The 18,352-nt window shown below is 68.5% G+C and carries 17 protein-coding genes, 1 pseudogene and 2 riboswitches; of the genes and pseudogenes, 10 read left to right on the top strand and 8 right to left on the bottom strand.

Features of this window, described 5'->3' with window-relative positions:
* Both AC3XYG_RS13915 and AC3XYG_RS13910 read left to right on the top strand, forming a co-directional pair.
* Nucleotides 1-181: pseudogene (locus tag AC3XYG_RS13915) on the top strand (efflux RND transporter periplasmic adaptor subunit); the annotation flags it as partial.
* A 3-nt stretch (nucleotides 182-184) separates the two neighbouring features.
* Nucleotides 185-3,316, top strand: coding sequence for a multidrug efflux RND transporter permease subunit (locus tag AC3XYG_RS13910; RefSeq protein ID WP_489140434.1), 3,132 nt, complete (start codon nucleotides 185-187; stop codon nucleotides 3,314-3,316).
* A 169-nt stretch (nucleotides 3,317-3,485) separates the two neighbouring features.
* On the opposite strand, the gene AC3XYG_RS13905 is transcribed toward AC3XYG_RS13910, so the two are convergent.
* The gene (locus tag AC3XYG_RS13905) at nucleotides 3,486-4,550 is read right to left on the bottom strand and encodes a lysine-2,3-aminomutase-like protein (protein WP_489140433.1); all 1,065 of its coding nucleotides are present in this window, start codon (nucleotides 4,548-4,550) and stop codon (nucleotides 3,486-3,488) included.
* 2 nt (nucleotides 4,551-4,552) lie between these two features.
* The gene (gene ispH, locus AC3XYG_RS13900; RefSeq protein ID WP_489140432.1) at nucleotides 4,553-5,539 is read right to left on the bottom strand and encodes a 4-hydroxy-3-methylbut-2-enyl diphosphate reductase; all 987 of its coding nucleotides are present in this window, start codon (nucleotides 5,537-5,539) and stop codon (nucleotides 4,553-4,555) included.
* 825 nt (nucleotides 5,540-6,364) lie between these two features.
* Nucleotides 6,365-6,463: riboswitch (glycine riboswitch) on the top strand.
* A 1-nt stretch (nucleotide 6,464) separates the two neighbouring features.
* Nucleotides 6,465-6,559: riboswitch (glycine riboswitch) on the top strand.
* Between the two features lie 59 nt (nucleotides 6,560-6,618).
* Here ispH and gcvT point away from each other — a divergent pair.
* From gcvT to AC3XYG_RS13875, 5 genes are all read left to right on the top strand, one after another.
* Nucleotides 6,619-7,737, top strand: coding sequence for a glycine cleavage system aminomethyltransferase GcvT (gene gcvT / locus AC3XYG_RS13895; RefSeq protein WP_489140431.1), 1,119 nt, complete (start codon nucleotides 6,619-6,621; stop codon nucleotides 7,735-7,737).
* Nucleotides 7,738-7,757: 20 nt separating this feature from the next.
* Nucleotides 7,758-8,135, top strand: a complete 378-nt coding sequence (gcvH, locus tag AC3XYG_RS13890) for a glycine cleavage system protein GcvH (RefSeq protein ID WP_489140430.1) — start codon at nucleotides 7,758-7,760, stop codon at nucleotides 8,133-8,135.
* Entirely contained in the window at nucleotides 8,135-9,481 is a 1,347-nt protein-coding gene (gcvPA, locus tag AC3XYG_RS13885; protein WP_489140429.1) for an aminomethyl-transferring glycine dehydrogenase subunit GcvPA, read from the top strand. The genes gcvH and gcvPA overlap by 1 nt, the downstream gene beginning before the upstream one ends.
* On the top strand, nucleotides 9,481-10,962 hold the full coding sequence (gcvPB, locus tag AC3XYG_RS13880; protein ID WP_489140428.1) for an aminomethyl-transferring glycine dehydrogenase subunit GcvPB: 1,482 nt from the start codon (nucleotides 9,481-9,483) through the stop codon (nucleotides 10,960-10,962). The genes gcvPA and gcvPB overlap by 1 nt, the downstream gene beginning before the upstream one ends.
* 206 nt (nucleotides 10,963-11,168) lie before the next feature.
* On the top strand, nucleotides 11,169-11,558 hold the full coding sequence (locus tag AC3XYG_RS13875; protein WP_489140427.1) for a Rid family detoxifying hydrolase: 390 nt from the start codon (nucleotides 11,169-11,171) through the stop codon (nucleotides 11,556-11,558).
* A gap of 22 nt (nucleotides 11,559-11,580) precedes the next feature.
* Here the strand turns inward: AC3XYG_RS13875 and AC3XYG_RS13870 are convergent, their stop codons facing one another.
* Both AC3XYG_RS13870 and AC3XYG_RS13865 read right to left on the bottom strand, forming a co-directional pair.
* On the bottom strand, nucleotides 11,581-12,099 hold the full coding sequence (locus AC3XYG_RS13870; RefSeq protein ID WP_489140426.1) for a hypothetical protein: 519 nt from the start codon (nucleotides 12,097-12,099) through the stop codon (nucleotides 11,581-11,583).
* Complete coding sequence (locus tag AC3XYG_RS13865; RefSeq protein ID WP_489140425.1) at nucleotides 12,096-12,566, bottom strand: hypothetical protein; 471 nt, start codon at nucleotides 12,564-12,566, stop codon at nucleotides 12,096-12,098. The genes AC3XYG_RS13870 and AC3XYG_RS13865 overlap by 4 nt, the downstream gene beginning before the upstream one ends.
* Nucleotides 12,567-12,813: 247 nt before the next feature.
* Between AC3XYG_RS13865 and corA the strand changes: the two genes are divergently transcribed.
* Nucleotides 12,814-13,776 (top strand): magnesium/cobalt transporter CorA, encoded by a 963-nt coding sequence (corA, locus tag AC3XYG_RS13860; RefSeq protein WP_489140435.1) that lies wholly within the window; start codon nucleotides 12,814-12,816, stop codon nucleotides 13,774-13,776.
* A gap of 15 nt (nucleotides 13,777-13,791) precedes the next feature.
* On the opposite strand, the gene AC3XYG_RS13855 is transcribed toward corA, so the two are convergent.
* The 3 genes from AC3XYG_RS13855 to AC3XYG_RS13845 all read right to left on the bottom strand — a co-directional run bounded on the left by AC3XYG_RS13855 (nucleotide 13,792) and on the right by AC3XYG_RS13845 (nucleotide 16,688).
* On the bottom strand, nucleotides 13,792-14,169 hold the full coding sequence (locus AC3XYG_RS13855) for a hypothetical protein (protein WP_489140424.1): 378 nt from the start codon (nucleotides 14,167-14,169) through the stop codon (nucleotides 13,792-13,794).
* Between the two features lie 72 nt (nucleotides 14,170-14,241).
* Nucleotides 14,242-14,829: a sterol desaturase family protein gene (locus AC3XYG_RS13850; protein WP_489140423.1), complete on the bottom strand. Its 588-nt coding sequence runs from the start codon at nucleotides 14,827-14,829 to the stop codon at nucleotides 14,242-14,244.
* A gap of 113 nt (nucleotides 14,830-14,942) precedes the next feature.
* Nucleotides 14,943-16,688 carry a diguanylate cyclase domain-containing protein gene (locus AC3XYG_RS13845; RefSeq protein ID WP_489140422.1) on the bottom strand — a complete coding sequence of 582 codons (1,746 nt, stop codon included), beginning with the start codon at nucleotides 16,686-16,688 and terminating at the stop codon, nucleotides 14,943-14,945.
* A gap of 243 nt (nucleotides 16,689-16,931) precedes the next feature.
* Between AC3XYG_RS13845 and AC3XYG_RS13840 the strand changes: the two genes are divergently transcribed.
* Together AC3XYG_RS13840 and AC3XYG_RS13835 are read left to right on the top strand one after the other, a co-directional pair.
* The gene (locus AC3XYG_RS13840) at nucleotides 16,932-17,243 is read left to right on the top strand and encodes a cupin domain-containing protein (RefSeq protein ID WP_489140421.1); all 312 of its coding nucleotides are present in this window, start codon (nucleotides 16,932-16,934) and stop codon (nucleotides 17,241-17,243) included.
* Nucleotides 17,240-17,392, top strand: a complete 153-nt coding sequence (locus AC3XYG_RS13835) for a cupin domain-containing protein (RefSeq protein ID WP_489140420.1) — start codon at nucleotides 17,240-17,242, stop codon at nucleotides 17,390-17,392. The genes AC3XYG_RS13840 and AC3XYG_RS13835 overlap by 4 nt, the downstream gene beginning before the upstream one ends.
* Nucleotides 17,393-17,447: 55 nt before the next feature.
* On the opposite strand, the gene AC3XYG_RS13830 is transcribed toward AC3XYG_RS13835, so the two are convergent.
* Nucleotides 17,448-18,161 (bottom strand): DNA helicase, encoded by a 714-nt coding sequence (locus AC3XYG_RS13830; protein ID WP_489140419.1) that lies wholly within the window; start codon nucleotides 18,159-18,161, stop codon nucleotides 17,448-17,450.
* Nucleotides 18,162-18,352 lie beyond the last annotated feature (191 nt).

The following is an 18,352-nucleotide window of genomic DNA, read 5'->3' as shown; positions in this document are numbered from 1 at the left end:
GGCCGACACCAAGCCGGTCGATGTCGACCGCATCGCCGACGGCGTCGCCGTGATCCAGCAGGGCCTGGACGCCGGCGACAAGGTCGTCACCGCCGGCCAGTACCGGCTGCAGCCGGGAACCCATGTCGAGATCCGCGAGGCCGCCGCCGCATCACGGCCGGCCGCCGCACCGGGAGCCTGAGCCATGAGCATCTCGGCCCTGTTCATCAGGAAGCCCATCGCCACGTCGCTGATCATGGCCGGGGTGCTGCTGGTCGGCCTGGTCGCCTATCCGCTGCTGCCGGTCGCCCCCCTGCCCCAGGTCGATTTCCCGACCATCCAGGTCTCCGCCCAGCTGCCCGGCGCCGACCCCACGACCATGGCCTCATCGGTGACGGCGCCGCTGGAACGGCAATTCGCCGAGATCCCCGGCGTGTCGCAGATGACGTCGAGCAGCACGCTGGGCAACAGCTCGGTCACCCTGCAGTTCGACCTCGATCGCAACATCGACGGCGCGGCGCAGGATGTGCAGACCGCGATCAACGCCGCCGGCGGCCAGTTGCCGAAGAACCTGCCGTCGCCGCCGACCTACCGCAAGGTGAACCCGGCCGACAGCCCGATCCTGCTGATTGCCGTCCGGTCCGACACGCTGCCGCTGACCACCGTCGACGACTATGCCGAAAACATCCTGGGCCAGGCCATCAGCCAGGTCCCGGGCGTGGCCCAGGTCAATTTCGGCGGCCAGCAGAAGCCCGCCGTCCGGGTCGAGCTGGACCCGCAGAAGCTGGCCGCGCTGGGCATCGGCCTGGAAGACGTGCGCAGCGTCATCACCGCCGCCACCACCGACAGCCCGAAGGGCAGCATCGACGGCGCGACCCGCACCTTCACCATCTACGACAACGACCAGGAGCTGAAGGCCGACCCCTGGAACGACGTCATCATCGCCTACAAGAACGGCGCGCCGGTGCGCATCCGGGACGTGGGCCGCGCGGTCGAGGGGCCGGAGAACAACAAGCTGGCCGGCTGGGCCAACGGCCAGCGGGCCGTCATCCTGATCGTGCTGAAGCAGCCCGGGTCGAACGTGATCGACGTCGTCGACCACATCAAGACCCTGCTGCCGCAGCTGCAGGCGGCCGTGCCGCCGGCGGTCAAGGTCGACATCATCAGCGACCGCACCACCACGATCCGCGCCTCGGTCAGCGACGTCCAGTTCACCCTGCTGCTGACCATCGCCCTGGTGGTCGGCGTGATCTTCGTGTTCCTGCGCAACGTCTGGGCCACGCTGATCCCCAGCATCACCGTGCCGCTCGCGCTCGTCGGCACCTTCGCCCTGATGTACGTCTTCGGCTACAGCCTGGACAACCTGTCGCTGATGGGGTTGAGCATCGCGGTCGGCTTCGTCGTCGACGACGCCATCGTCATGCTGGAGAACATCCACCGCCATATCGAGGACGGGCTGCCGCCGGTGCAGGCCGCGATCAAGGGCGCCGGCGAGATCGGCTTCACCATTTTCTCGATCAGCCTGTCGCTGGTCGCCGTGTTCATCCCGCTGCTGCTGATGGGCGGCATCGTCGGCCGGGTGTTCCGGGAATTCGCCGTCACCGTCAGCATGACCATCCTGGTTTCGGCCATCGTGGCGCTGACCCTGACGCCGATGATGTGCTCGCGCTTCATGCGGCATGACACCGGCAAGCACGGCCGGCTGTACATGCTGTCCGAGCGCGGCTTCGACCTGCTGCTCTACGGCTATCGCCGGTCGCTCGACGCCGCCATGAAGCACAGCCGCATCACCCTGGGCGTGTTCCTGCTGACCATCGCCTGCACCGCCTATCTCTTCGTCATCATCCCGAAGGGCTTCTTCCCGCAGCAGGATATCGGCATCATCGTCGGCACGTCCGAAGCGGCGCAGGACATCTCCTTCGCCGAGATGAGCCGCAAGCAGGTCGAGCTCGGCAAGATCGTCGCCGCCGACCCGGATGTCGCCGGCGTGGTGATGTCGCTGGGCGCCAGCGGCGGCCAGACGCTGAACAACGGCCGCATGTACATCAACCTGAAGCCGCGCGACGACCGCGACGCCTCGGCCGCCCAGATCATCGACCGGCTGCGGCCGAAGCTGGCCAAGGTCGAGGGCGCGGCCCTGTTCCTGCAGCCGTCCCAGGACATCAATATCGGCGGCCGGCTGAGCCGGACCCTGTACCAATACACCCTGCAGGATGCGAGCCTGGACGAGCTGAACCAGTGGGCGCCCAAAATCTATGCCAAGCTGAAATCGCTGCCGGAGCTGCGCGACGTCGCCACCGACCAGCAGACCGGCGGCACCACCCTGACGCTCGACATCGACCGTGACGCCGCCTCGCGCTACGGCATCCAGCCGCAGCTGATCGACGACACGCTGTACGACGCCTTCGGCCAGCGCCAGGCGGCGCAGTACTTCACCCAGATCAACAGCTATCACGTGGTGATGGAGGTGCTGCCGGAGCTGCAGGACAAGCCCTCGGCGATCGACCGGATCTACATCAAGTCGCCGCTGACGGGGGAGCAGGTGCCGATCAGCGCGCTGGCGAAATGGACGACACGGCCGACCGCGTTCCTGTCGATCAACCACCAGGGGCAGTTCCCCGCGGTCACGGTCAGCTTCAACTTGGCACAGGGCGTGGCGCTGGGCCAGGCGGTGACCGCGATCCAGCAGGCGGAGACCGAGCTGGGCGTGCCGGCCTCGCTGACCGGCACCTTCCAGGGCAACGCCCAGGCCTTCCAGTCGTCCCTGGCCAGCGAACCCTACCTGGTCGCTGCCGCCCTGATCATGATCTACATCATCCTGGGCGTGCTCTATGAGAGCTATATCCACCCGCTGACCATCCTGTCGACCCTGCCGTCGGCCGGCGCCGGCGCGCTGGTGATGCTGATGCTGTGCGGCTTCGATTTCAGCGTCATCGCGCTGATCGGCGTCATCCTGCTGATCGGCATCGTCAAGAAGAACGGCATCATGATGGTCGACTTCGCCATCCACGCGGAGCGCGACCACGGCATGACGCCGGCGCAGGCGATCCGCGAGGCCTGCCTGCTGCGCTTCCGCCCGATCATGATGACGACGATGGCGGCGCTGCTGGGCGGCCTGCCCCTGATGCTCGGCTCCGGCACCGGGTCGGAGCTGCGGCAGCCGCTGGGCTATTCCATCGTCGGCGGCCTGATCCTGAGCCAGGCGCTGACGCTGTACACGACCCCGGTGGTCTACCTCTATCTCGACAAGTTCCGGGTGTGGCTGGCCAATCGCGGCCGGCGGACGAGCGCGATGGCCCCGCATATGGGCCTGGAGGCACCGTCGCCGGGCGAGTGAGGCCGCATTGAGACCGGTGGGATCTTCCCTTCCTGTCATTGCCGGACTTGATCCGGCAATCCAGAAGATGTCGACAGTCTCTGGATGCCCGGATCAAGTCCGGGCATGACAGCGGTGGGGAAAACGGGCAGGCCTGCCGCTTAAGCACCGCCGCGACGATAGAGGGGCCCTACCCCTTCGGCGGGTACTGGTGCCGACAGCCGTTCGGGTCTTCCACCATCCAGCCGGCCGCATCCGACCCTTCGAGATAATCGGGTCCGATCGGCACCTTGCCCTGGCCGCCCGGGATATCCAGCACATAGGTTGGCTGGGCCAGGCCGGACAGGCGGCCGCGCAGCGCCCGCATGATCCGCCGCCCGTCCTCGATGCCGGTGCGGAACCCGGCCGTGCCGGGGGCGAGGTCGCCATGGTGCAGGTAATACGGCTTGATCCGCAGCCGGACGAAGTCGCGGAACAGCTGGTCCAGCACCGCCGGGTCGTCGTTGACGCCGCGCAGCAGCACGGTCTGCGATACCAGGGCGATGCCGGCATCGGCCAGGCGGCGGATCGCGTCCCGCGCCGCCGGCGTCAGCTCGCGCGGATGGTTGCTGTGGATGGCGAGCCAGACGGCACTGTCCGATGCCCGCAGCGCCGCCACCAGTTCCGGCGTGATCCGCTCGGGCTCGACCACCGGCACCCGGCTGTGCAGCCGGATGACGCCGAGATGCGGCACGGCGTCGAGCCGCGCCACCACGTCGGCCAGCCGGCGCGGCGCCAGCATCAGCGGGTCGCCGCCGGTCAGGATCGCTTCCCAGATCCGCGGCCGGGCGCGGATATACGCGACCGCCGCCTCCAGCTCCGCCTCGCTCATCGCCTCGCCGCCGGGCCCGACCATTTCGCGCCGGAAGCAGAAGCGGCAATAGACCGGGCAGGCGTGCAGCAGCTTCAGCAGGACGCGGTCGGGATAGCGGTGGACGATGCCGGGGATCGGGCTGTGCGCCGCGTCGCCGATCGGGTCGGCCAGTTCCTCCGGCCGGGTGTCCAGCTCGGCCGCATCCGGCACGAACTGGCGCGCGATCGGGTCGGCCGGATCGGTGGGATCGACCAGGTCGGCCATCGCGGGCGTCACGGCTATGGCATAGCGGCCGGCGATGGCGCGCAGCTCGGCCAGGCGCTCCGGCCCGGCCAGCCCGGCTTCGACCAATGCCTCGGGTGTCCGCAACCGTTGCGGCGAGAGATGTCCGTCTTTGGGCATGGTCAGGCGGGGCTGAGCTCGCGCGGCAGCTTGAAGGTGACGGTCTCGACCGTGGTCGGTTCCGACTGGATGGTGACGGCGTAGCGCTGGTGCAGCGCCTTCATCACCTCCTCCACCAGCACCTCGGGCGCCGAGGCGCCGGCGGTGATGCCGAGGGTGGCGATGCCGTCGAACCAGGACCAGTCGAGATCGGCGGCGCGCTGCACCAGCATCGACTTGGCGCAGCCGGCGCGCTGCGCCACCTCGACCAGCCGCACCGAGTTCGAGGAGTTCGGCGCGCCGATCACCAGCACGGCGTCGCAATGCGGGGCGATCACCTTGATCGCCTCCTGCCGGTTGGTGGTGGCGTAGCAGATGTCCTGCTTGCTCGGCGCCGAGATGTCGGGGAAGCGCGCCTTCAGCGCATCGACGATCTCGATGGTGTCGTCCAGCGACAGGGTGGTCTGGGTGGCGAAGGCAAGGTTGCCGGCGTCCTCGATCTCCAGAGTCGCCACGTCCTCGACCGATTCGACCAGGCGCACGGCGCCCGGCGGCAGCTGGCCCATGGTGCCCACCACCTCCGGATGTCCGGCATGGCCGATCAGCAGCACGGTGTGGCCGGTCTTGAAGTGGCGCTCGGCCTCGCGATGCACCTTGCTGACCAGCGGGCAGGTCGCGTCGAGATACAAGAGCTTGCGCCGCTCCGCCTCCGCCGGAACCGATTTCGGCACGCCATGGGCGGAGAAGACCACCGGCGCGTCGTCCGGCACCTCGTCCAACTCCTCGACGAAGATGGCGCCCTTGGCCTCCAGCGTCTCGACCACGAAGCGGTTGTGGACGATCTCGTGCCGGACATAGACCGGAGCGCCGTATTTCTCGATCGCCCGCTCCACGATCTGGATCGCACGATCGACCCCGGCGCAGAATCCACGGGGCGACGCCAGCATCACAGTCAAGGACGGCCGCGTGTCCCGCGTGCTCGCACCTGTGCTTGTGCCCGCCTGTGCCATTTCCTATGGTCCGTCCTGAAACCGTTGCGTTGAAGGAGAGGGCCTATGCCCGCCGAATTGTTGCGCCGCGACCCTAATATAGGTGGTCTCCCAAAAAAAGCGCGGTACGGCGTCTCAGGGGGGCTCCGCGCCGGCGGCAGCCTTCTCCTGCTCGCAGGTCTAGCGGCCTGTGGTGGCGACAATGCGGCACAGCAGGCCCTGAAATGCCCGCAGATCGAGATCCCGCAGGATGTCGCGACCTACTACCTGATGCGCAAGCCCAACAGCATCGACCCGAAGGACCTGATCGCCAGCGCCCAGCTGACCAACACCTATGGCGACTGCCGCTACACCAAGGACGGCGTGACGGTGGCGGTGGATGTGGAGATCACGGCACGGCGCGGCCATGCCGCCGATCTGGAGAGGACTTTCCCCGTCACCTATTTCGTCGCCGTGGCGGACGGGCAGAACCGGATCCTGGACAAGGCGCCGTTCTCGGCCAAGGTGCCGGTGCCGCTGGAATCGCTGTCGCCGCGCGAAGCCATCCGTGAGCCGCTGGAACAGGTGATCCCGCTGGCCAATCCGGCGGATGGCGGGTCGTACAAGATCGTCATCGGCTTCCAGCTGCCACCCGAGCAGGTGGAGTTCAACCGCAGCCGTGCCGCCCCAGCCAAGCCGGGCCAGCCGATCGCGACCCCCGGCCGCAAGACCATCGCCCCGGTGGTCCAGGACCCACGCACCCCGCCACCGCAGGGACGCTCGATCGGGCTGTCTGATCTGGATGCGTCGCAACCATTGACTTTTGCGACGCGCCGGACAAATCTCCGCCCGCGCATTGATACGGCCTACGACCTGGCGGGAGAGACTGGCATCGCGATGAGCGGTGCTGGCGCCGAAGGAGCAAACGCCCCGGAAACTCTCAGGCCAAAGGACCGTCAGGGTAAGGCACTCTGGAGAGCAGGAAGCGGCCCAGCCGCGACCTCACCGATGGGGTAAGCCGGATGGAGTTTCCGGCGATTCTCTCAGGTCCCAGACAGAGGGGGTGGCGCGCGGGAATCGTCCCGCACGCGCACCTATTTGTCTGTGAGGACCGGGACCCCGTGACCGAAAACCCCCTGCTGCGTACCCCGCTTTACGACCTGCATGTCGAACTCGGCGGCAAGATGGTGCCGTTCGCCGGCTATGAGATGCCGGTGCAGTACCCGGCCGGCGTCCTGAAGGAGCACCTGCACACCAGGGCCGAGGCGGGGCTGTTCGACGTCAGCCATATGGGCCAGGCCTGGCTGGAGGCCGAGCCCGGCCAGGATGCGGCCGCGCTGATCGAGACGCTGCTGCCGGGCGACATCGCCGGGCTGGCGCCGGGCCGGATCCGCTATTCCCTGCTGCTGGACGACAATGGCGGCATCCTGGACGATCTGATGGTGACCCGGACCGCCGATCCGGCCCGGCTGTTCCTGGTGGTCAACGCCGCCTGCAAGGACGCCGATTTCGCCCATATCGCGGCGAAGCTGGCCGGCCAGGCCCGGCTGGTGCGGCTGGACGACCGCGGCCTGATCGCGCTGCAGGGCCCGAAGGCGGCCGAGGTGCTGGCCCGCCACGCCTTCGGCGCCGACGCCCTGGCCTTCATGGAATCCGGCACCTTCGCCCTCGACCGGGTCGAATGCATGATCAGCCGCTCCGGCTACACCGGCGAGGATGGGTTCGAGATCTCGGTCCCGGCCGCCGAGGCCGAGCACGTCACCCGCTTGCTGCTCTCGGAGCCCGAGGTGGCGCCGATCGGCCTGGGCGCCCGCGATTCGCTGCGGCTGGAGGCGGGCTTGTGCCTGTACGGCCATGACATCGACACCACGACCAGCCCGGTCGAGGCCGGACTGTCCTGGGCGATCGGCAAGCGCCGCCGCGCCGAAGGTGGCTTCCCCGGCGCCGATCGCATCCGGAAAGAGCTGGCCGAGGGCCCGGCGCGCAAGCGGGTCGGCATCAAGCCCGAAGGCCGCGCCCCGGCCCGCGAAGGCACGCTGGTCCTGTCCGCCGACGGCCGCGAGATCGGCCGCATCACCTCCGGCGGCTTCGGCCCGTCGGTCGGCGGCCCGGTCGCCATGGGCCTGATCGACGCCGGCTTCGCCGCGCCCGGCACCGCCGTCTCCCTCCTCATCCGCGACAAGGCGCATCCGGCCGTGGTGGCCGCCCTGCCCTTCGTCACCGCCAATTTCCACCGCTGACCTGACAGGGACGCCAGCACATGAGCACGCTCCACTACACCCAGGATCATGAATGGGTCCGCGTCGACGGCGACACGGCCACCATCGGCATCACCGACTTCGCCCAGAAGCAGCTGGGCGACGTCGTCTTCGTCGAGCTGCCCGAGGTCGGGCGGACGCTGGCGGCCGGGGACGCCTTCGGAACGGTCGAATCGGTCAAGGCGGCGAGCGAGGTCTTCGCCCCGGTGGCCGGCGAGGTCGTCGAGACCAACCAGGCGCTGGTCGACGAGCCGGACCTGGCCAACACCGATCCGGCCGGCGACGGCTGGTTCATCAAGATCAAGCTGGCCGATGCCGGCGCGGCGGACGGGCCGATGGACCAGGCCGCCTATGACGCCTTCGTCAAGGACCAGAACTGATGCGCTACCTGCCCCTGACCGAGGTCGACCGCCGCGACATGATCGCGGCGATCGGCGCGGGCTCGGTCGACGAGTTGTTTCGCGACGTGCCGGCCAGCGCCCGGCTGCCCAGCCCGCTCAAGGAGCTGCCACCGCACCAGGGCGAGCTGGAGGTCGAGCGGACCCTGGGCGCCATGGCGGCGAAGAACGTGCCGGCCGGGTCGGTGCCGTTCTTCTGCGGCGCCGGCGCCTATCGCCACCACGTGCCGGCGACGGTCGACTACCTGATCCAGCGCGGCGAGTTCCTGACCAGCTACACGCCGTACCAGCCCGAGGTCACCCAGGGCACGCTGCAGTATCTGTTCGAGTTCCAGACCCAGGTCGCGCTTCTGACCGGGATGGAGGTCGCCAACGCCTCGATGTATGACGGCTCCACCGGCTGCGCCGAGGCGATCATGATGGCGAACCGGGTTACCCGGCGCAGCCGGGCCGTGATCTCCGGTGGGCTGCACCCGCAGTACCGCGACGTCTGCCGCACCCATGCCGACTTCACCGGCTTCACCCTGGACGAGGCGGCGCCCTGCCCCGACGGAGTCGAGGATCTGGCCAGCCGGATCGACGGCGAGACCTCCTGCGTCGTGGTGCAGAACCCGTCGGTGTTCGGCCATGTGCTGGACCTGTCGGCCCTGGCCGAGGCGTGCCACGCCAAGGGCGCGCTGCTGGTCGTGGTGGTCACCGAGGTGGTGTCGCTGGGCCTGATGACCCCGCCGGGCGAGATGGGCGCGGACATTGTGGTCTGCGAGGGCCAGTCGATCGGCAATTCGCTGAACTTCGGCGGCCCCTATGTCGGCCTGTTCGCCACCCGCGAGAAGTTCATCCGCCACATGCCGGGCCGGCTGTGCGGCCAGACCGTCGATGCCGAGGGCAAGCGCGGCTACGTGCTGACCCTGTCGACCCGCGAGCAGCACATCCGGCGCGAGAAGGCGACCAGCAACATCTGCACCAACAGCGGATTGTGCGCCCTGGCCTTCACCATCCACCTGTCGCTGCTGGGCGAGGCCGGCTTCACCAAACTGGCCCGGATCAACCACGCCAAGGCCGTGACCCTGGCCGCCAAGCTGGCCAAGGTGCCGGGCGTCGCCGTGCTGAACGACAGCTTCTTCAACGAAATCACGGTGCGGCTGCCCAAGCCGGCCGAGCCTGTCATCGATGCGCTGGCGGCGCGGAAGATCTTGGGCGGCGTGCCGGTCAGCCGGATCTATGCCAACCGCCCGGCCCTGGCCGACCTGCTGCTGGTGGCCGTGACCGAGACCAACACCGAGGCCGATATCGACGCGCTGTGCGCCGGCCTTTCCGAGGTGCTGTGATGAGCAAGACCGACACCTTCACCGGCAACCGCGCCCTCGACATCGATGAGGCGCTGATCTTCGAGCAGGACAGCCCCGGCCAGTGCGGCGTCGATCTGCCCGAGCCGGCGACCGACACGCTGCGCCTGGGCAGGGTCAAGCCCCGCACCACGGTCGGGCTGCCGGGCCTGGCCGAGCCGACGGTGATGCGCCACTACACCCGCCTGTCGCGGATGAACATGGCGATCGACACCGCGCTGTATCCGCTCGGCTCCTGCACCATGAAGCACAATCCGCGCCTGAACGAGCGGATGGCCCGGCTGCCCGGCTTCGCCGACATCCACCCGCTGCAGCCGGTCGCAACCGTGCAGGGCGCGCTGGAGCTGATCGACACCCTGGCGCATTGGCTGAAGACGCTGACCAACATGCCGGCCGTGGCCCTGTCCCCGGCCGCCGGCGCGCATGGCGAGCTGTGCGGCATGATGGCGATCCATGCGGCCCAGGAGGCCCGCGGAGAGGGCCATCGCAAGCGGGTGCTGGTGCCGGAATCGGCGCCTGGCACCAACCCGGCGACGTCGGAAGGCCGGGTCGACCTGGACGCGTTGAAGGCCAAGCTGGGGCCCGACGTGGCGGCGATCATGCTGACCAACCCGAACACCTGCGGCCTGTTCGAGCGCGATATCGTCGAGATCGCGCGGCTGGTGCATGAGGCCGGCGCCTTCTTCTACTGCGACGGCGCCAACTTCAACGCCATCGTCGGCCGGGTCCGCCCGGGCGACCTGGGCGTCGACGCCATGCACATCAACCTGCACAAGACCTTCTCGACCCCGCATGGCGGCGGCGGGCCGGGCGCCGGCCCGGTGGTGCTGTCGGCGGCGCTGGCGCCCTACGCCCCGATCTCGGCCGTGGTGCACGACGCGAAGGGCTTCCGCGTCGCCGAGCACAAGGGCCGCACCGGCGCGCCGGAGCACAGCTTCGGCCGGCTGAAGGCCTTCCACGGCCAGATGGGCATGTTCGTCCGCGCGCTGAGCTACATGATGAGCCATGGCGCCGACGGGCTGTGGCAGGTGGCCAGCGATGCCGTGCTGAACGCCAACTATGTCCAGGCCGGGCTGAAGGACGTGCTGCACCCGGCCTTCGACGGCTTCTGCATGCATGAGGCGCTGTTCGACGACACCGCGCTGAAGGACACCGGCGTGTCCACGCTCGACATCGCCAAGGCGATGATCGACGAGGGCTTCCATCCGATGACCATGTACTTCCCGCTGGTCGTCCACGGCGCCATGCTGATCGAACCGACCGAGACCGAGAGCAAGGCGACGCTCGACCAGTTCATCGGCATGATGCGGTCGCTGGTCGAAAAGGCGAAATCCGGCCAGGCCGAGTGGTTCAAGGGCGCGCCCTACTACGCCCCGCGCCGGCGCCTGGACGAAACCGGCGCCGCCCGCAGGCCGGTGCTGCGCTGGCTGCCCCAGGCACCGCTGGCCCAGGCGGCGGAGTAACAGCCGCGACCGTCGCCCCTTCCCGAACCTTCGGGGAGGGGCGGGGGCCCGCGGCTGGGCGATGATCGCCCCCATATCGGACCGATTTCGAGACAATCCCGGCCGATAACCACAAAACTGTCTTCCAACCGCCGCGCTCCCGCGGCATCATCGCCGCGCGCCTTGAGTGGTGCGATACACGCCTGAGGGGGCGAGATGGGGGTGCGATGGCGCGCAAGGCTGTGACGAGTGCACAGGCGCGGGCCATCGGCCCCTATTCGCACGGCGTGGTTGGCCGCAGCGACCTCCTGTTCCTGTCCGGGCAGACACCGCTCGATCCCGCCACCGGTCAGTTGGTCGACGGCGATGCCGCAGCGCAGACCGCACAGTGCCTGGCCAATCTCGGCCATGTGCTGGAGGCCGCCGACCTGAATTTCGATGCGGTGGTGAAGGTCACCGTGTTCCTGACCGACATGGCCGATTTCGCTGCCATGAACGCGGTGTATGCCCGGCATTTCCGCGAACCCTACCCTGCCCGCTCGACCATCGGCGTCGCCGCCCTGCCGCTCGGCGCCCGGGTCGAGATCGAGATGGTCGCTGCCATGCCGCGGGAGTGACCCGCGGCCAGCGCCCTGTCCCTTACTGCAGATACCCCCAGCGCTCCACCGCCGGTTCGGCCGTGGCCCATTTCCAGGTCTGGCCCTGACGGCAGATGGTGGCGACCAGGATGTCGCGCGTGGCCTTCGCCCCCTCGCCGCTCTCCACCGTCACCAGGATCTCCTTGCAGCTGGCGATCGGCGTCTCGATCAGCCGGGTGACCTGGACCGCGCCGTTCTCGTCGGCATAGCCGAAGGGCAGGTCGTGATTGGCCTGCCACAGCTTGGTCTCGCCCGGCGCCATCTGCCCGCCGATGGCGGCGATCGTGTCCTGTTCGTCCTGGTGCAGGCTGCGCATGGCATAGGCCACCCCGGCATTGACCGCGGCGCGCGTGCCGAGGGCGACACTGTAGCCGACGATCGGGTTGGCGGTGATGGCGCCGACCGTGCCCCCGGCGGCGATGCCGGTGACATCGCCGGCCACGCTGGCACAGCCCGACAGCAGGGCCAGGGCCGGCAGCAGCAGGGCGGCCCGCAGGCGGCGGCGCCGGGGCGCCGTCACTGCAGCGAGCCCCACCGTTCGGTGGCCGGCTCGGCCGAGGCCCATTTCCAGGCCGTGCCGTTCTGGCAGACGATCGCGGTGTAGAAGGCGCGCTGTTCCCCTTCCACCGAGAACACGATCTCCTTGCAGGCCAAAGGCGGCGCCCCGATCAGCCGGCTGACGGTGACGTCGCCCTGTTCGTCATCCTCGATCGGGACATCATGCGAGATGCTCCAGCGCGCGACCTGGCCGACCGCCAGCGGGCCGGCGGAGGCGGCAATGCTGTCCTGCTCTGCCTGATGCGCTTTGCGCTCGCCATATTGCAGCCCGGCGCTGGCCAGCGACCGGACGCCGAGGCCGATGCCGCTCGCCACCAGCGCGTTCTTGGTGACCGCGGCGGCCGCGGCAGTGCCGCCAATGCCGGCAAGATCCGCCGTGCCTTCATGCATCAGGGAACCACAGCCGGCCAGCGACAACGCTGAAACCATCAGTAGAAGGCCAATACTGGCCCTGCACGTTTTAATTGTCATTGCACCGTGTCGGGCAGCGATCTCGGGGAGTCCTGTCTGAAGCACGAATCACCGTAACATCAGTTTGTTACGAATGTCGATGAATGCAGAACCTTAATTGCTCTCAACTCCGGGAGCATTCCCGATCCGGCCCCCGGCTGCCAGTGCGGCAACGGCGTGCTATCGTGCGCCGTCAGCGGAAGAACGGAGAAACGCCTTGGGTCGTGTGGTTGCGGCCGTCGCCTATGAGAACGGGCGCCGGGTCGCCGAGGTCGGTCTGGCCGAGGGCAAGAGCTGGGCGGAGAAGCCGGGCCATTTCGTCTGGATCGGCATCCATGAGCCTGAGGAGGCCGAGCTGCGCGGCCTGGCGCTGCAGTTCGGGCTGCACCCGCTGGCGGTCGAGGACGCGCTGAACGCGCATCAGCGGCCCAAGCTCGAGACCTATGGCGATGCCCTGTTCGTGGTGCTGCGCACCGCCCACCGGGTGAAGGACGAGACCGAGTTCGGCGAGACCCACATCTTCATCGGCACCGGCTATGTCATCTCGGTCCGGCACGGCCCGTCCTCGTCCTATTCCAAGGTCCGGGAACGGGCGGAGTGCAACCCCGCCTTGCTGCGGCACGGCGAGGATTTCGTGCTGTATTCGATCCTCGACTTCGTCGTGGACAACTACAGCCCGGTGGTCGAGGCGATCGAGGCCGAGGTCAACGCGATGGAACGGCGCGTGCTGAACGAGCCGCTGACGTCGGAGGATATCGAGCGCATCCATGCGCTGCGCCGCGAATTGATGGTGATCCGCCGCACGGTGACGCCGACGGCGGAGGTGTGCAAGCAGCTGGAGCACACGGAATCGGCGTGTATCGATCCCGTGATCCACCCCTATTTCCGCGATGTGGCCGACCATGTCAGGCGGGTCAGCGACCATATCGACGCGCTGCGCGAGATCGTCACCCACACCTTCGAGGCCGGGCTGCTGCTGGAATCGTCCCGCCAGAACCAGGTCCAGCGCAAATTCGCCGCCTGGGCGGCGATCCTGGCCTGCCCGACCGCGATCGCCGGCATCTACGGCATGAATTTCGACAACATGCCCGAGCTGCGCCTGCCCTATGGCTATTACATGGTGCTCGGCATCATCGTCGCGTTGTGCGGCTTCCTGTACTGGCGCTTCAAGCGCTGGGGCTGGCTGTGACCGGCCCCGCCCCGGCTATCGCCGATCGATCGGCCCGCAGTATCTGAACGGCCTCTGGTCGAGATAGATGACGCCATTTGTCACGTGATAGCCGTAGCGCCAGGCCTCCTGCGTCCCATTGCCGTAGGAGCAGCTCAGATAGACCGAGTGCCTGGATCGCGAGCGAACAAAGCAGACTTCCTCGTTATCGATGATGAGCCGGTTCGGATAGTGGCTGTCGATCGAGATCTTCTGGGCGTTCACCGCCCGGCTGACCTGGGGCCGGTCGAGACTATGATCGACGGCGGTCGGCCCGGTTTGGCAGAAGGCATCCGTCGGCGCGTAAAAGCCTTCAGGCAGCCCGCCATGGCCATAGATCATCGCCAGGATCAACAAGGCCGCGGTGGCCGCCATCGCAGCCAGCCATCCAGCGAGCCGAACCGGGAAGCGGTCACCGCTGGGCCGCCGTGCCGTCACCGGCCTGGCTCAGGGCGGGGTTTCGAGTCCCCCGACCCCGTGCTGATCGGCCATGGCACGGCCGGGGGCCGTCACCGCGGTGCGGAAGACGTGGTCCCACAGCGCCGTGGTGACGCCGAAATTGCCCGGGCTGCGCCCATGATGGTGCAGGCCGTGGCGGCGCTTGGCCCGGTACATGTAGCTGGCCGGGTCCGGCCGCGCATGGTGCGACTTGTGATGCACGATGATGTACCAGAGATAGCCCACCACCAGCCCGGCGGTGACGGCGCCCGCGAGATAGAGACCGGTCAACGGCCACACCAGCAGGAACGCCGCGCCCAGCAGGGCGCCGCTGATCCAGATCGGCGTGCCGATCATGGCGCTGGGCCGGTGGTGATGTTCGTCATGCATCGCCGCCAGGACCGGGATGTGATGCAGGAACAGCCGGTGCGCGACGTATTCGATCAGCGTCCAGGCGAACAAACCAGCCACCGCCGCGACGATCCAGGCCGTCCAAGCGCTGGGCTGGGTGGTGCCGAGACCAACCCCGGCCAGACCGAGCAGAACGACGGGATAGGCGAAGAAATCGACGTAATACACCCATCGCGTCAAATACATCGTGGTTCCGTCCCGCCCCGAATCAGTGGCCCTTCGGCCGGTCACGCAATGGTAACATTGCTGAATCCGCTGCGGTGCGATAGGGGCCGCGACATCATTCCCACGCGAGGGCCTCAGCCGGCGGCGTCGCCATCCATGCCCGGACGCTGCGGCGGCCCCTCCATCCCGGCGGCGAAAACGACCCAGCGGTTGCGCCCGGCGGCCTTGGCGCGATAGAGCGCGGTGTCCGCCTGGGCCATCAGGCGGTCGGGGTCGACATGACTCTCCAGGGCCGCAGCCACGCCGATGCTGGCGCCGATCTTGATCACGAGGCCGTCGACATCGAAGGGCTGTGCCAGCAGGGCCAGCAGCCGCCCGGCCGCCCGATCCGGCGCCTCCGGCCGCGCCGAAAGGATCAGCGCGAATTCGTCACCGCCGATCCGGGCGGCGAGGTCGCCGTCGCCAAGCCCATCGGCCAAGCGCTGCGCCACCAGCTGCAGCAGCATGTCGCCGACCGCATGGCCATGGGCGTCGTTCACCGGCTTGAAGCCGTCGAGGTCGACATAGAGCAGCAGCACCGCCTCGCTGGCCGGCCGGGGCTGGCCGAGGATCGCCGCCAGCCGGCCGGAGAAGTGAAAGCGGTTGGCCAGACCGGTCAGGGCGTCGTGATGCGCCAGATGGGTGATATGGGCTTCCGATCGCACGCGCTCGGTCACGTCGATCAACGCCATCAGCAGCGCCTGCCGCCCGTCATGGGCGAGGGCCCGGATGAAGGTCAGGACTTTGATCTCCTCCCCCGTGGCCGTCCGGTGCGTCCACACCGTCTCGTCATCCGGCCGATCCGCCGGGGCGCGGAGCTGCTTCGCCGCCGCCCGGCGCTGCGCCGGCACGTAGAGGTCGAGCACCGCCGTGCCGGCGAAGCCGCCCTCCTCATGGCCGTAGCGTTCGGCGGCGGCCATGTTGGCGGCGAAGATGGTCAGGTCGGCGGCATCCGCCAGCAGCATCGGCACCGGGTTGGCCTCGAACAGCAGCCGGAAGGAGGCCTCGCGGCGCTTCAGGTCGGTGATGTCGACGCGGACGCCGATGACGCCGCCATCGGCGGTGCGCTTTTCGTCATGGCGGACCCAGCGGCCGTCGCGGAACTGCTGTTCGTCCTGGGTCTGCGGCTTGCCGTGCTGGGCCAGGCGCCAGGCCAGCCATGCCTCGGGATCGTCGACCCGTTCCGGCATGTCGCCACTGGCGATGCTGGCCCGCAGGATGTCCACGAACGGGATCCCGGGCGCCAACAGCGGCGCGACCTCCGGGTACAGCGCCTCGTATTTCCGGTTCCACAGCACGTAGCGGTCGGCGGCATCGAACACGGCGATCGCCTCCGGCAGCATCTCGACCAGGTCCCGCAGGCGCCGGTCGAGCCGCTGCAGCTCTGCCTCGGCGCGGCCGGCCCGGTCCTCCGCCGCGGCCAGCGCCTCCACGACGCCGGCGGGATGACGCAGCCGGATCACCGCGCCGACGACCCGGCGCGATCCCTGCCGCCAGCTCGTGAGGTCGAGATCGACCGCGACCGGTTCGGCCCGGTACGGCAGGGCCATCGCGGCGAACCGCGACCGCGGCGGGGGCCCGTCGTTGCCTGGCGCCGGCCAGGGCACGAGCAGCGCCGCCGCCCTGCGGCCGACCAGATGGGCCGGCGACTGCCCGAACAGCCGTCCCGCCGCCGCATTCGCAAAGACGAGGCGGCCCCCGACGTCGGCAGCGACGATGGGGTCGGATGTCAGTTCGGCGAGGGCCAGGGCGTCCGGCAGATCGTCGGTCGCCCCAGTGGGATCCCTGTTGTGATCGGGCACCGCTTCGACCGGATGTCCCTGTTCTGTTGGGCCGAGCATGACACAGCGCCGCCAGAGTTGAAGCATTTCCTGTACGCGGGTCACCGCAAAGCCGCCCCCGGACGTGACCCCTGCCCATCGACCGGCAAAACTTTATCAGTTTTCTTCCGATCGTGCTTTGCTGACACGGCGGCAACAAAGGTCTGGTCGCCCACGATCCCAAGATCACCCCCGGGCCGGTTGCCGTCATTCCAGTCCCCTCGCTAGGCTGGCCCGTCGCCGCTGATCGCCGGGAGGACCGTCATGCCCAAGATCGACATCGCCGCCGTGCCAGAGCGCAAGGGTTCGGGCTATCCGCCGCCCTTCGATGGCCCCTGCGCCGACCGCATCCGGCAGCGGCTCGGCAATGCCGGCGGGCTCACCGATTTCGGCATCAACCTGATGCGCCTGCCGCCGGGCAACTGGTCGAGCCAGCGCCACTGGCATTCGCATGAGGACGAATTCGTCTATGTGCTGGACGGCGAGCTGACGCTGATCGAGGACGGTGGCGAGACGCTGTTGCGCGCCGGCGATTGCGCGGCTTTCGCCAAGAACTCAGGCACGGCCATCACATGATCAACCGATCGGGCGCGATGGCGGTGTATCTCGAGATCGGCTCGCGGGCGCCCGCCGACCTGACCACCTGCTCCGACATCGACATGATGAGCGCCAATGCCGATGGCCGGTTCGTGCACAAGGACGGCACGCCGTATCCGGACTCCTGAGAGCCCGAGCCCCCGCCGCGGGCCGAAGCGCGCGACAGGGACCGGACCGGCCGCTCTAGCCTGCGGCCTGGAACTGGACTTCGCCGCGGCTCAGGAAGCAGGTCTTGCTGAACAGCTGCAGATCCAGCGGGTTGGGCAGCCGGATGTCGCTGATATCGGGGACCGCCTTCTTCGCCGGGTCGTAGGACCGGTCGATCTGCGAGATGAAGACGAAGATCAGCCCGCGCTCCCGCGCGAACGACTTCAGCGCCCGGACCTGCACGGCCAATTCCGGGTTTTCCCGTTTCTGGTCGAGCAGCTGCAGATAGTCCACGACCACCAGGGTGCCGCGCGGGGCCGACGCCAGCGTCGCGATCATGTAGTCGGCACAGATGGCGTCGGAGCTGTCGAAGTCGAACAGCCCGTCGAACTGCGCAGGCTCCGCCCCGATGGCGCGGAACCGCTCCAGGACATCCTTCTCCGTCCACTCCAGCGTGAAGAACACCGCCCGCTGGCCGGATTTCATGGCCTCCACGGCGAGTTCGAGGCTCATCAGGGTCTTGCCTTCGCCCGGGCGGCCGCCCACCAGCAGCAGGTCGCCGGGCTTCAGCCGGGCGAACAGCGTGTCGGCCGGCCTGGCCGCGGCCAGCTTCGCCGCCAGCAGACTCCAGCTGCCATAGCCCTCGCGAATGGCGATGCGGTCGAGCGCTTCGTGCAGCGGGATGGTTTCGTCGCGGGACAGGAGCCTGGCGGCGCGCTTCAGATGATAGATCGGCGCAGACAGTTTCATCGGACACCTCCTATTGCGAGCGTGCTTCGCAACCCCTCCTTATGCCGAGTGCTCGAACAGTCGGTTCGATGAGGAAGACAGCCCCGTATGCAATGTACTTTCCCGAGCGGAGGGGGGAGGCGTGGGCCGCGCCAGACTCGGATGATAGCCCGATTCCGGGCGGCCGGGAATCGGCCGCGTCGACCTTGAAC

It is taken from the genome of Inquilinus sp. (genome assembly GCF_057815775.1).
The sequence above is the reverse complement of the archived record's forward strand: the minus strand, read 5'-3'. Positions and strand labels throughout refer to the sequence as shown.